Source organism: Ignavibacteria bacterium, from assembly GCA_025612375.1.
Classification (GTDB): domain Bacteria; phylum Bacteroidota; class Ignavibacteria; order Ignavibacteriales; family SURF-24; genus JAAXKN01.
Genome location: JAAXKN010000002.1, coordinates 172,112 through 186,257, shown reverse-complemented (window position 1 = coordinate 186,257; position 14,146 = coordinate 172,112). Strand labels below are relative to the sequence as shown.

General features: G+C 44.5%; 13 protein-coding genes. 9 read left to right on the top strand and 4 right to left on the bottom strand.

Annotation, left to right across the window (positions count from 1 at the left end; all coding sequences use genetic code 11):
* The first annotated feature begins 52 nt into the window (after window positions 1-52).
* The 9 genes from HF312_02565 (at window position 53) to HF312_02525 (ending at window position 10,193) form a co-directional block, all read left to right on the top strand.
* On the top strand, window positions 53-1,270 hold the full coding sequence (locus HF312_02565) for a magnesium transporter (GenBank protein ID MCU7519070.1): 1,218 nt from the start codon (window positions 53-55) through the stop codon (window positions 1,268-1,270).
* 157 nt (window positions 1,271-1,427) lie between these two features.
* Window positions 1,428-2,648 (top strand): Nramp family divalent metal transporter, encoded by a 1,221-nt coding sequence (locus HF312_02560; GenBank protein ID MCU7519069.1) that lies wholly within the window; start codon window positions 1,428-1,430, stop codon window positions 2,646-2,648.
* A gap of 451 nt (window positions 2,649-3,099) precedes the next feature.
* Window positions 3,100-5,229: an ammonia-forming cytochrome c nitrite reductase subunit c552 gene (locus HF312_02555; GenBank protein ID MCU7519068.1), complete on the top strand. Its 2,130-nt coding sequence runs from the start codon at window positions 3,100-3,102 to the stop codon at window positions 5,227-5,229.
* Between the two features lie 174 nt (window positions 5,230-5,403).
* Window positions 5,404-6,495, top strand: coding sequence for a type III polyketide synthase (locus HF312_02550; GenBank protein ID MCU7519067.1), 1,092 nt, complete (start codon window positions 5,404-5,406; stop codon window positions 6,493-6,495).
* Complete coding sequence (locus HF312_02545; GenBank protein MCU7519066.1) at window positions 6,495-7,178, top strand: methyltransferase domain-containing protein; 684 nt, start codon at window positions 6,495-6,497, stop codon at window positions 7,176-7,178. The genes HF312_02550 and HF312_02545 overlap by 1 nt, the downstream gene beginning before the upstream one ends.
* 19 nt (window positions 7,179-7,197) lie before the next feature.
* Entirely contained in the window at window positions 7,198-8,343 is a 1,146-nt protein-coding gene (locus HF312_02540; GenBank protein ID MCU7519065.1) for an FAD-binding protein, read from the top strand.
* A 57-nt stretch (window positions 8,344-8,400) separates the two neighbouring features.
* Complete coding sequence (locus tag HF312_02535; GenBank protein MCU7519064.1) at window positions 8,401-8,661, top strand: DUF1844 domain-containing protein; 261 nt, start codon at window positions 8,401-8,403, stop codon at window positions 8,659-8,661.
* Between the two features lie 59 nt (window positions 8,662-8,720).
* Window positions 8,721-9,608, top strand: coding sequence for an NAD(+)/NADH kinase (locus tag HF312_02530; GenBank protein ID MCU7519063.1), 888 nt, complete (start codon window positions 8,721-8,723; stop codon window positions 9,606-9,608).
* A gap of 24 nt (window positions 9,609-9,632) precedes the next feature.
* Entirely contained in the window at window positions 9,633-10,193 is a 561-nt protein-coding gene (locus HF312_02525) for a thioredoxin family protein (GenBank protein ID MCU7519062.1), read from the top strand.
* A gap of 49 nt (window positions 10,194-10,242) precedes the next feature.
* Here HF312_02525 and HF312_02520 read toward each other — a convergent pair whose 3' ends face one another.
* From HF312_02520 to HF312_02505, 4 genes are read right to left on the bottom strand one after another with little or no spacing between them, the layout of a single operon-like run.
* Window positions 10,243-11,475, bottom strand: coding sequence for a KamA family radical SAM protein (locus HF312_02520; protein ID MCU7519061.1), 1,233 nt, complete (start codon window positions 11,473-11,475; stop codon window positions 10,243-10,245).
* Window positions 11,476-11,492: 17 nt separating this feature from the next.
* On the bottom strand, window positions 11,493-11,963 hold the full coding sequence (locus HF312_02515; protein MCU7519060.1) for a GNAT family N-acetyltransferase: 471 nt from the start codon (window positions 11,961-11,963) through the stop codon (window positions 11,493-11,495).
* Window positions 11,941-12,999: an ATP-grasp domain-containing protein gene (locus tag HF312_02510; GenBank protein ID MCU7519059.1), complete on the bottom strand. Its 1,059-nt coding sequence runs from the start codon at window positions 12,997-12,999 to the stop codon at window positions 11,941-11,943. The genes HF312_02515 and HF312_02510 overlap by 23 nt, the downstream gene beginning before the upstream one ends.
* On the bottom strand, window positions 12,996-14,069 hold the full coding sequence (locus HF312_02505) for a D-alanine--D-alanine ligase (protein MCU7519058.1): 1,074 nt from the start codon (window positions 14,067-14,069) through the stop codon (window positions 12,996-12,998). Before HF312_02505 ends, HF312_02510 begins: the two co-directional genes overlap by 4 nt.
* Window positions 14,070-14,146: the final 77 nt, after the last annotated feature.

The following is a 14,146-nucleotide window of genomic DNA, read 5'->3' as shown; positions in this document are numbered from 1 at the left end:
TGACAAGGATTTATTTCTTAACGCTTAATTTCTCTCTAAAGGGGAGGTTAAAATGCAGTTTATTAGTTTTGATTTCAGCAGAATACTAGACATTAATATCTTTTCTCACGATTACCAGATTATTGGTAAGCTCAAAGATGTGGCAGTTACTAACGATGTCAGAAATCCGCGCGTGAGAGCCGCTAAGGTGAAAACCAAAGACGGAATAAAATTCATTAACTGGGACTATATTACCCTTACCAAACAACACGGTCAGTACCACCTTTCCTGCGCAAAATTGGAGGAAATCCCTATAGAGGACCTCATAATGCTCAATAAGCAGGTTATGGATAAACAGATTATTGACGTCAACGGACGCAAGGTCGTCCGCGTTAATGATATCAGGCTTGCTCTTCTTTCTGCCGGAATGTTTGTGGTCGCCGTAGATATCGGCACCGAGGGACTTTTAAGACGCCTTGGAATTGCAAAACCGATCCTTAAGCTCGGCATTAAAGTCCCCTCAAAGCTCATTTTGTGGAATGACGTTGAAACCGTGTTCTCGGGAAGTGAAAATATAGTCCTTTCAAAGACATATAATAAACTTTCCACGCTGCACCCGTCGGACCTGGCCGATATTATTGAGGATTTTGACACGAAGACCGGTATGACCATCTTCGCACACCTGGATACGGCCCGCGGCGCCGACGTTTTAGAGGAAATGGAAGAGGAAACACAGGTTAAAGTTCTGGAGAACCTCTCTACCGATAAGGCCGCCGATATCCTGGAAGAAATGCCTGCCGATGAGGTGGCAGACATACTGGACGGAATGGACAAGGAAAGGGTTGAAGAACTCTTAAGCAATATGGAAAAAGAAGCTTCCGATGAGGTTAGGGAACTCATGGAGTACGATGAAAAGTCTGTCGGAAGCCTTATGAGCACGGAGTTTGTTGCCTTCAGAAGCGACACAAGCGTGGGACAGGTTATAAATATCATAAGGGAACAGAAGCCCGAAGAGGGAACAACAAGCTATATTTACATTACAAACCAGAAAAATAAGCTGATTGGTAAAGTTTCCTTAAGAGATATTATTATCTCCGACCCCAACGTAACGCTGAAAAGCATTATGCATAAGGATATAATCTTTATGTATGATAATGATGAAATTGAGGAACTGATCAAGATCGTTACAAAATACAACCTGTTTGCAATTCCTATTGTGGACAAGGAAATGAACCTGGTGGGAAACGTTGTTATTAACGATATTATGTACGAAATCCTGAAGGAAAGATAAGATCCTTTCAGGCAATAGCCCCGCAGGGCTGCTGGTTTTAGAAATTGAAGTAAATGATTTTTTTGGGCTGGTTGGGCGGAGATCACTGGTTTCCGCACTTCAAAGATGGAGGATAAAGGTTCTGACTGTCGAAAAAAACGGAAAGAAAAAAGGGTGGATTTCTACACTGCTGGTATTCTTAAGCATACTGGGACCCGGTATTATTACCGGGAGTGTTGATAATGACGCCGGAGGAATAACAACTTACTCGGTTGCCGGCGCAATGTATGGTTACAGGCTATTGTGGACCTTAATTCCAGCCTTTGTAGTCCTGCTGGTAGTTCAGGAGATGAATGCCAGAATGGGTATAGTGACCGGCAAAGGACTGGCCGACCTGATTCGCGAGAATTTTGGCGTAAAGGTTACATTTTTTATTTTCCTGGGCCTTATTGTAGCCGATATAGGCAACACGACAACTGAATTTGCAGGTGTTGCAGGAAGCCTCCAGATATTCGGGGTCAGTAAGTATATCTCGGTACCGGTTTCTGCACTTTTGGTATGGTTCTTTGTGGTTCACGGCACCTACCAGTCGGCCGAGAAAATATTTCTCGTTTTCAGTGTTTTCCTGCTTTCATACGTGGTCTCCGCCGTGCTGGCCAAGCCCGACTGGGCTGCGATAGGGACAGCCATTTCAAGGCCATCATTTGATATGGATACCCGTTTTATCGGGATGGTGATCGGTATCGTAGGTACCACAATTGCCCCATGGATGCAGTTTTACATGCAGTCGGCTGTAATTGAAAAAGGCATCAAGCTCGATGAGTACAAGTACGAACTCTGGGACGTGGTTATCGGTTGTATTGCAACGGTAGCTGTTGCATTTTTCATAATTGTTGCCTGCGGCGCCACACTGCATCAGAAGGGCATACAGATCAACGACGCCAAGGATGCCGCAGAAGCCCTGGCCCCTCTGGCCGGAGCCTTTGCAAGCCAGCTTTTTGCTTTCGGCCTTTTTATTGCCTCCATTTTTGCCGCTACAATTCTGCCCCTTGCAACAGCATTTTATATCTGCGAGGCATTCGGCTTTGAAGCAGGAATAGATAAAAAACCGCGAGAGGCCCCTGAATTCTACACTTTCTTTACCTCAATCATCATTATTTCGGTGCTAATAATCCTGATCCCGGGCGCTCCATTAATTGAGATCACAATCTGGACACAGGTGATAAACGGCATTCTTCTGCCCGTAGTACTGATCTCCATGATGATCATTGTCAATAAGAAAGAAATCATGGGGGCACTTACAAATACCCCGCTTAAGAATTTTATAGGATGGTCAACAATAACAATACTGGTAATTTTGACCATTATACTCACACTCGAACCGATCATAAACTTTTGAATTTTACTCTGCCGGCCAATACGCCGGCAGAGTTTTTCTCCGTTACCTCGCAATCTTAAACAAGATTTTCCCGATTCTTAGAAAAGCCCAAAGGGACAGGAATTTCCATGCATAATTTCGTCCTGTTTCCCACGTTCTTCCCCTGTAAACATTCTAAGCACTTCACCACCTCACTCCATTGCGTAAATGCTTAGTTTTTCAACACTTGACTGTTTACATTTAACACAATTTTTTCCAGAAAGAAGAACCCGTTTTTACTAATATTGGGAATAGTTGGAAAGATCTATTTCAATATTCAACACTTTCCCAATTGGGGCACTGGTATGCAATTTGAGGATGTAAGCACGACCATAGAAGCTATTTATAAATAGCAGGAACGGAAAGCTTCAGGCTTTCTGTCTAATAACATGCGCATGGTTATTATTTCTTTAATTAATTGGAGGTTCGTTTTATGAAAAGATCGATACTTTTATGTACGATCGTACTGCTGGCAAGCTTCTTTACAATGGAAAGCTTCGCTCAGACAGTAAAGATTAAGAGAGTACCTATGTCCTCTACCGGGCTTACTGCCTTTTATGCTCCTGGTAAGGCTCCTGCCGGTACATTCCAGGTCTACACCGGCCTTCGTACTGTTGGAAAGGGTCAGAACATTTACTTAAATGCCGACACAACCGGTACAGTTCCCAGCCTTACATGGTCTTTCGTTGAAAAACCTAATGGCTCACAGGCTAATTTTATTTCCGCAGCTGGAAAGCCGACCGTTTTCACTCCCGATGTTATCGGACGTTATATTGTGAAACTGGAAGGTGCCGGAAAAACTGCCATAGATACTTTCTTTGTCAGCACCTTTATGGGTACTTTCTATAGCAGGCTCCTTGACGCCGAGGGCAATATCCAGCCCGGATGCGGTACCTGCCACAAGGATAAGTATGATGCATGGAAACAGACAAACCACGCTACTATTTTCAAACGCGGTATTTCTGGTCAGCTGGAAGTTGAAGCCGGCAAAGGCGCTTATGGCGGCAATTGCTTCAAGTGCCATACAGAGGGCTATGACCAGACACTTGATAACGGTAACTTCGGTTTCCTTGCTCATAAATCAGGTTTCGATACCACATGGTACAAGACTCTTGAATACAGAGGCGGTGACTACTGGACAACTTCTGGTGATCTGACCAACTGGAACTCAATGAAAGCAATGGACCCTAACATGGAAGGCGTTGCCACTATCGGATGCGAAAGCTGCCACGGCGCTGGCGCTGATCATAACGGCAACGTGAACAAGATCTCTTACTCAATCGACGCCGGCGTCTGCTTAACCTGCCACGACGCTATGACTCATCACAGACTCGGTTACTATTACAACGCTTCAGCTCACGCTATGTGGGAGAACGGTTCACACACAGCCCAGACTGGCTGCTATCCCTGCCACAGCGGTCTTGCATTCCAGAAATGGGTTGATAAAGGCAAACCTGCTATGACAGATAAATCCATGTACAGCACTAATGGTGTTGAAGAAGGTAACGTTGCTTTAACTTGCGCTGCATGCCACGATCCTCACGGAAACGGCAACCCGAATCAGATCCGTACCATGTCAACTCCTCCTCTTAAGAACGGATTCGTCATTAACGGCGGCGGTAAAGGCGCTATCTGTATGAACTGCCATAGCTCACGTTATGACGTTGCTACTAAAGTTACAGACAAGGCTCCATTATACGGATTTGCAGCTCACTATGGCCCTCACGGAAACCCACAGGCTGATATGTACTTCGGACAGAATGCTTATCAGTTTGGACAGACTATGGATAACTACACAACTCACGCTTTCATGGATGATGCTTGCGCTACCTGCCATATGCAGGAACGTACTGAAGCCGGCGCTACAATCACTAACCATGAATGGACTATGACTACCAGCGAGGGTAAGGATAGAGTTGAAATCTGCCAGAGATGCCATGGTTCTTCTATTGAAGAATTCGGTGATATCAAGGGCTTGGATTATGATGGTAACGGTAAAGTTGAAGGCGTTAAGACTGAAGTTGCCAACATGATGGCTACACTGAAAGCTAAACTGCCTCAGAAGAACGGTGATGTTATTGCTAACGTTGCTGATACAGCAGGAATAAAACTGAGCAAACAAGTTATGGGCGCTCTTTACGACTACCTGTATGTTCTGAATGATAAATCTGGCGGTATGCACAATACTAAATATACAACTGCCATTTTAAGAGCAGCTATTGCTAGCTTTAATCCAACTGGCGTTGCAGTTAGAAATAACGAAATGCCTAAATCATTCGATTTAAGCCAGAACTATCCTAACCCGTTCAACCCCTCAACACAGATTGCATTCAGCGTTCCTTCTGCAGCCCGTGTTCAGTTGAATGTTTACAACATCGTAGGCCAGTTGGTTGCTACACTGGTTAACGGTGAATTCGTTCCCGGCAACTATACTGCTACATGGAACGGAAGAGACATGAGCGGTTCAATGGCTGCCAGCGGTATCTATCTCTACCGCATCGAAGGCGTTGGCCAGAACGGTCAGAACTTCAACATGACTAAGAAGATGGTTCTTACAAAGTAAGAGTTTCTTTCTTTGAAGTGTTTTCAAAGCCGGTCTGAAAAGACCGGCTTTTTTGTTTTTAAACGTTTCCCCAGCCTCAAGGCTCCATTTCCCATGTTCAAATATTCCTTCGTTGACTATATGCCCGGATGTGTTAAATTGGATAAAAGACATTTTTAATACTTCAGGTATATTATGCTGATAGATATTGCAACCGCACTTCCCCCGTTCAAAGTAAGCCAGTCAAAGGCGGCTGAGGAACTAAAAAAAAGAATGGCTGAACGGCCTGCAGTTGCCAGAATGATAGATATGGCTGCCGCACACTCAGGCATTGACTCAAGGTACGTTGTTGTGCCCGACGCCGAAGATAATCCCCAGAAGAGATTTTATGCAAAAGACGTCCCGCACCCCGGCACCAGGCAAAGAATGCAGGAGTATGAGAAGTGGTCAAAAGAGCTGACTGTAAAAGCCGCGGGAGACCTTTTTGAGAAGACAGGCTTTAAGCCTTCTGATATCGGGCGCCTTATTACTATCTCCTGCACTGGTTTTTTTGCTCCCGGGCTGGATTACCACCTGATGAAAACCTTCGGAATGCCGGCCTGCACACAAAGAACGAATATAGGCTTTATGGGATGCGCTGCTTCAATTATAGGGTTTACTTCAGTACTTGAAGCCATGAATTCCCAAAAGGGGAACCCTGCACCAAATACACTCCTGGTATCGGTGGAATTGTGCAGCCTGCACCTTCAGACAGAAGCTTCACGGGATAACATCCTTTCAAACATAATTTTTGCCGACGGATGCGCTGCCGCACTGTTCTCTGATTTAAGCACCTTACCCCGGAATCCCCGCCTGGAACTCCTGGCAACCAGGTCGGTACTTTTCGATAACTCAGATGAGCTCATGGGGTGGAAAATTGGCGACTACGGCTTTGAAATGCTGCTTTCTTCCGAACTTCCGAATATTATACTCAAAGAGGCCGCCCCGGCCCTCTTAAGAATTATTGACGGCATGAACCTCAGTAAAAGCTCAATTAAACACTGGGCCCTTCACCCCGGAGGACGCGCAATTCTGGATGCCATGCAGACGGGACTGGGCCTGACAGATAGAGAAATGACACCTTCACGAACCGTTCTTAAAAACTACGGCAATATGTCTTCGGCCTCAATACTATTTGTCATGAAAGAACTGCTTGAAAACAGCGAAATAAAAAAAGGGGATATACTCCTGGCTGCTGCCTTCGGGCCCGGACTTACAATGGAAGCGGCTTTCTTCAGAGGAGTCTGATGCTTCTTAAAAGAAGTTATGCCAAAGAAATAATTGACGATCTTTCGATTACTGATGAACGCCTGGACCTTGCACTGCATGAGTTACAAGTTATTAACTTCTTCCTTGGGGGAAATTCTGTAAGCCGTGCTGGTTTATCAGCTATAAACCGGGCCTGCACTTTTAAGAATACTCCGCTAATTCTGGACATAGGATCGGGAGGATCCGACCTGTTTTTTAAGATGAAGATAAAGGGCAGAAACGTGGAGCCCATTAGTGCCGACATGAATATCCGGGCATGCCGTTATACTAAATTGCTACACCCGGAGGCAAAGGTTGTCTGCTGCGATGCCCAAAAACTCCCCTTCAAAGTTAGTACAATTGACATAATCCACGCCTCTCTATTTTTTCATCACTTCAAAGAGGAGGATATGGCGGCGGTTTTAAGGCAGTGCAGTTTAATTGCCAGACATGGAATAATAATAAACGACCTCAGGCGTTCGGTCTTTGCCCTTATCGGAATTAAAATCCTGACTCAGCTCTTTTCCAAAAGCCGGATGGTGAAAAATGACGGGCCGCTTTCTGTAAGAAGAGGATTTATCAAAAGTGAGCTTATGGCAATTCTTTCCGGAATAAAACAATGCAGGGTCCATATAAGGCGCAAATGGGCCTTCAGGTGGCTCATATACTGCATAAAAGAATAATCCAGGCTGCAGGATAAAAATGGACACTACACAAATATTTGATGCCGCAGTTATTGGCGGAGGCCCCGCAGGCTCAACCTCAGCCCTGCACCTCGCAAGGGCAGGACTTAATGTCTCAATTATTGAAAAGAAAATCTTCCCCAGAGAGACACTCTGCGGGGAATTTATTTCAAAAGAGGCTGTAGCTATATTGCAGGAGCTGGGGCTTTGGGATGGCTTCCTGGCACTTTGTCCAAATCCAATTCATAGCCTGAAATTTATATTTAAGAACGGAAAGACGCTTAAAGCCCCGCTCTTCTTTACAGCATACGGCTTAAGCCGCGGAGCCTTTGATAACTTTCTTTTAACTCAGGCCGTTAAGGAAGGGGCAACATGCTTCCAGCCTATGGAAGTAAAAGATGTAAAGCGCCTTAATGAGCTCTTCCACCTTGCACTTTCCGGGGAAAGCCAGAAAGAACTCCATGCATCCCATCTGATCGCAGCCTATGGCAGGCAGAGCCCACTGGACCGGGTCCTCAACCGCGATTTCGCCGGAATAAAAAGCCGCATTAACGGGGTAAAGCTGCACATCCCGGCAAAGTACGCTCCAGGATTCCCGCAAGATGAAATTCATATTTATGCCGGAAGCGGAATCTACTGCGGGGTAAACAGGGTGGATAACGGAATATTAACAGTCTGCTTTCTTGAAGACAGAAGGGGATATGAGGCCTCCCCCAAAATGCACCTTAAGGATCTCTTAATTCAAAATGGCAGCTTTAAGGAAATCTTCTCTCCCGGAATCTTTGACCTCATAGATTCACTTCCTGTTTACGGAACCGGGAATATTTATTTCGGGAGAAGGAATTCTGTTGAACATGGCGTCTTCATGGCCGGGGACACGGCGCGTGTAATTGCACCCCTTGCCGGCGACGGCATTGCAATGGCACTTCAAAGCGCAGGGCTCGCCTCGGAGGCACTGATAAAATTGCACAGAAAGGAGTTAAGCGTGCCCCATGCAGAGGAATTCTACCGCCTGATGTGGAAGAGGACGTTCTCCAGGCGCATCAGGCACGCAGGGCTTATCCAAAAAGCTGTTCTTAATTCCGCATTATCTCTTCCTGCGTATGCCGCGGGGAAAATGTTCCCGGGCATCTTACAATACCTCATAAACTCCACACGAGGATAAAGATTTCAAAAATACACCGTTATTTAGTATCTTGCGTAAAACAAAAAAGGATGCTAAATGGAAGCAAATCAGCTTAACGAAATATTGTTTATGCAGCTAATTTACCAGAATCAGCAGCTTGGCATGATGGGTTTGGGAAAAATAATGAATCCTGTTTCCAATAAGACTGAAAAAAATCTGGAACAGGCCAAGCTGGCAATCGACATGCTCGATATGCTTATCACTAAAACGAAGGGGAACCTAAGCCCGAATGAAGAAAAATTCATACAGGACGTTGTAAGAGACTTAAAACTTAATTATGTTAATGAGAGTAAATAGCCTTCAGGCCCTTGATGCCGTGAGGCTTAATTTTCAAATAGCGGGCAGATCGTAAAAATATGACTATTGGTATATTGCCAAACACCTCAAAGGAGAATATTGCAGAAGTAGTTGCAATTCTGGTCAAAAGCCTGAGGGAGAATGGCTTTGATTATGCAATCAGCAGCAACTTTAACCATTCATTAAAAGAACTCCCTGATGAATTCAGGCGCTGTGAGTATATGGACGTTGAAGAGATCTTCAGCCATTGCGACATGGTGGCCTCCATAGGAGGCGACGGCACAATGCTTCATACAGCCTTCCAGGCAAGAAAATGGGAAACTCCAATTCTTGGTATAAATTTCGGTAAACTGGGCTTCCTGGCGGAGTTTGACATTAACCACATGGACCAGCTCTTAAAGGAAATTAAAGAAGGCAAGTTTACAATTGACGAGCGCATGGTGCTTGAAGGTGAATGTTCAGGCTGCGACAACAAGTACTTGTTTGCCATAAATGACATTGTTATTGAAAAGGGCGGCTGGCCCAAGATGATTGAGCTTTCGCTTAAAGTGGATGATGATTATGTAACTACTTTTGCCGCCGACGGCCTTATACTTGCAACCCCCACCGGTTCAACGGCATACTCTCTTTCAACCGGAGGCCCCATTGTAAGCCCGCAGGCCGACGTTATTACAATGAGCCCAATATCGCCTCACAGCCTTACAATGCGCCCTCTTGTTCTTGCCAGCAGCCATACAATTAATATACATGTAAGCTCAATGCATACTTCGGTTCAGATCAACTGCGACGGGCAGAGGGTTTATAACTACACTCCGCCGATAGATATTACGGTCAGGAAAAGCAAAAAGCATGTCCGCCTTGTACATACATTTTCCACCAATTACTTTAAGACTTTAAGAGAAAAACTCTTCTGGGGAATGGACTTAAGAAGAATAATGCACCCATAATATTGCCCAATTAAGGGAGATAAAATGAAAACATTTGTTATTTTGTTTTTTGCAGCTCTGCTTAGCCTCAATGCACAGGATAAAGTAAGAACTGTAGTCGACGAGAAGTCCGGCAGGCCTATGCTTGTTGGAGTTGCAGACAGAAGCGCTTTCCGGGATACGAGCTACTCCAGGTGGTTTGACCCTGAATATGAGAACTACCGCGTAAAGACAAAGGACCTTGAGGGCCTTTCAGACAAAATTAAAGATTACGATATTACAATTGTAATGGGAACCTGGTGCAGCGACAGCCACCGCGAAATACCAAGGTTCTATAAGATACTGGATACATTGAAGTTTCCGGGGAGCAGGCTAAAGCTGATACTTGTAGACAAAAAGAGGAAGGACCTTACCGGAGAATCGGACAGCCTGAATATTGAACTTGTGCCTACAATTATTTTCTATAAGGACGGGAAAGAAGAAGGGCGTATTACAGAGGCCCCGCAGGAAACGCTGGAAAAAGACACCTATAACATAGTTACGGGAGCCGCAAAAAAGGAAAATGAATCAGGGGACAAGGATAGTACTGAAACAGGCGGGAAATGAGTAAAAAAAAGGCGCTCAAAAATGAGCGCCTTTTTTTGTCTCTAAAGTATCAGTTGTCTATAATCGTCATCTCCTTAATTTCTTTTGATGAAATTTTAGTTATCTCTTCAGGATGCTTGCCATTTTTACCGTTTCCATTCTTTCCATTACCGTTTTTACCATTCCCGTTTACGGGTACAGCAAGGTGTACTTTTTCCTTAGCTGGCACCTCCACGGGGTGTTTTACTTCGGGATGGTTTTTATCTATAGCATCCTTATAGACATAGATCTGATTTTTATAGTTTCTGAGTATAATTTTTTCATCGTCATGATGAAGGACATATTCCGGCAGAATCGGAATTTTTCCGCCGCCGCCCGGGGCATCAATTACAAAGTAGGGAATTGCAAGTCCGCTCGTATGTCCCCTTAATTTGTCCATGATCTCAATGCCCGTTCTGATGGATGTTCTGAAGTGGTTTGCCCCCTTGGTCTCATCTGCCATATAGAGGTAGTAAGGTTTAACCCTGATCATAAGGAGTTTATGCATCAGTTCCTTAATTACGTCGGGGTCGTCATTAACGCCTTTCATCAGTACGGTCTGGCATCCCACGGGGCATCCTGCATCGGCCAGCATCTGGCATGCGCGTGAACTTTCAGCGGTAATTTCCCAGGGATGGTTAAAATGTGTATTTATATAAACAGGGTGGTATTTTTTTATCATGTTGCAGAGTTTTGGTGTAATTCTCTGCGGAAGCACACATGGCATTTTGGTGCCTATGCGGATTATTTCCACGTGAGGTATCTGACGCAGGCGTGCAAGTATTTTCTCCAGCATTAAGTCTGTGAGCATCAGAGGATCGCCTCCCGAAAGGATGACGTCACGGATCTCAGTATGCGATTCGATATATTTGAAGGCCGATTCCAGCCCTTTCATGGAAATCTTGTCGGAATTACCAACTTTTCTTTTTCTTGTGCAGAATCTGCAATACATTCCGCACTGGCTTGTCACAAGAAACAGTACGCGGTCAGGGTAGCGGTGGGTAATGTTTGGAACAGGGCTCATAGCATCTTCATTAAGCGGGTCCTCAAAGGCATCGAAGTCTTCCAGTTCAACCCTGTCGGGAACGCATTGCTTCCAGATCGGGTCTCCAGGATACTTTATCAGACTCATGTAATAAGGATTGATTCGGGCCTGAAAAAACTGGTCTATTTGTTCGGCAGTTGCTCTATCGATTTGAAATTTATCGACGAGCTCATCCACGGTGTGGACACTGTCTCTAAGCATTTGTTGCCATAGTTCCATTTAATTAACCCTTTAAATTATTGAAAGTACTTACCAAAGATTACCAGGTTATCTTTTAACGAATAAAAATCCTTTATTTCTGCCACAACGGAATAGCCGTTTTTCATGTAAAAACTCCTTGTAGCCAGATAACTCTCTTTTGAGGAGGTCTCAGCCAGAAGCCACCTGCCTTTGTTCTCTGAAACAATGCCCTCGGCATGCTTCAACAGCTGACGCCCTATTCCTTTCGACTGGATGGATGGATCCACCACAATCCAGTAAAGGTCAAAAACTCCATCAGTTAGAGGTCTTCTTCCGGTGCAATGATAGCCGTTTACTTTTCCATCCAGCTCGTAAACATAAATGAGATAATCCTCCTGCAGGGGCCTCAGTATAGCCACATCCACCAGTTCCATGGCAACTTCTACCTCCTGCGGATTAAACTGCTCTATACGCCGCAGCATTTCCTCTATTGTATCCCTGTCCTCAGGCTTCAGTTTTCGTATCATGTTCCTTCCTTTCCAATGCCAGGCTGACTATGCTGTATAACAATTCCGGATACGAAAGACCTTTGGCTCTTGCAGCTCTTGCAAACCCGGCATCCTGTGAGAGATCCGGATTCGGATTAACCTCAATTACATACGGAACACCGCTTTTGCTAAGACGAATATCTATCCTCGCATAATCACGGCAGTTCATCAGCTCATAAGCTTCCCGGGCAGCAGTTTCAATCTTTTCTTTAAGCTCATCATCAATATCTGCCGGGCAGTTCGGATTCGTATACTTGTAATAAGTACTGTTAGGAGACCACTTACCTTCATAAGTAACAATCTTTGGTAAACCTTTTGGTAAACCGTTGAAAATAATTTCAGATATCGGCAGGACATCTCCTCCTAAGATCGAGACGTTGAATTCCCTGCCGTTGATAAACTCTTCAATAATTACATCCTGCCTGTAAGTCTTAAATAAAAATCCGAGGCGCCTGTTTACTTCATCAATGTTGTTTACAACCGAGAACTCGGAGATACCTATCGAGGCATCTTCGTTAAGAAGTTTCAGTATAACCGGAAATTTCAGGCCAAAACTTTCAGGATCTATGACACCATTAAACTTTGCTATGTAAAAGCCCGGGGTTTTGATCCCTCCGGACTGAAGAAGCTGCTTTGTCCTTGCCTTGTTGAGGCACAGCCCCAGGCACAATGGAACATTGCCCGTATAATTATACCCCAGGAGCTCATAAAGACCTGCCGTGTAGGCTTCATAGTTCGCCTTGCCCTCAACAGACTCCACAAAATTAAAGATCACATCCGGCGAATATGCGACTATTGAGGTGATGGCACGTTCAACGTCTGAACTGAATGCAAAAGTATCCACGTTCTTAAAGTAAAGCTGAAGCCCGCTTACAATATCATTTATATGCTCCAGCATTCCCGTTTCAGACATGTCGACATTCTCATCATCCGAGGAAATGTTTTTCCCTACATAGTTCTTATATACCTTTGCGGGTTCATTATAACAGACTAATATTTTAGCTTCACTGCTCATATAAGGTTATGCCTTTTAGCTGAAACATATAAAACACGGTTTAGCATCTCTTCATAATTCATTCCTGCGGCACGTGCTGCCTTCGGGAAGCAGGAATTGTCTTTCGGGTCGGGCAGTATACCCGGCAGAGGGTTTACTTCAATAATGTTCGGCTCACCTTCCGCGTCAAGCCTTACGTCAATACGGCTCCAGTCGCGGCAGCGCAGAGTCTTATATGTATTTAATGCAGCACTCTTGATCTTCTCTTCCAGAGCAGCACTAAGCCCGGCCGGACATGTAAAAATCTCCAGCGGATTTTCTCTTCTGTCCACAATCCACTTTGCCTCGTAGGAATAGATAGGCGCCATTCCGCCGGGAAGTTCACTAAAGTTAATTTCTACGATCGGGAGCACCGTGGCATCATCGTCATTACCGATTATGGCTACTGTAAATTCCCTTCCGGGAAGGAATTCTTCGATCAAAGAAGGCTGTCCGTATGTTCTGCTGTTGCTTAATAAGGCTTCCTTCAGCCCTTCAAAGTCTCTGATAAACGAAGAATCGAATATTCCCTTGCTTGAGCCTTCACCTACGGGCTTGATCATGACAGGAAATCTCAAGGAAAAGTCTTTAAGATCATCCAGGCCTGAAGCCGTAATGAAGCGCGGGGTCTTTATGTTATAAAATGATAAAATTTCTTTTGTTCTTGCCTTATCCAGGCATGTTGCAAGCGTAAGCGGGTCACTTCCTGTATATGGTATATTCAGCATATCGAGCATTGCCGGAATCTGTGCCTCACGGCTAATGCCGTTCATTCCTTCGGCAATATTAAATACAATATCGGGCCTAAGGCATTTTAATTTCTCAAAAGCCAGGTCATTTGCTTCAACTAAGGTTACATTGTGGTAAAGTGAAAGCGCCTTATTTACAGCATCTATGGTTTCAAAGGAATCCCACTCAGCATAAACGTCATTGTATGAAGTAGAAGTCTGAGGCAGGACAGATCGTTCTGAGGTTAATTCTTCTTTCGAAGACGGAGGTTCTGTTAAAGACTCCTCTTCGGGTTTAACATTAAATGTAATTGCAACATTCATCTGAATGTTATTATTAAGTGATGTAATAACTGCTCCCAAAGTTAAGCGATAAAAAATTTATGACTAAAATTTTTTCT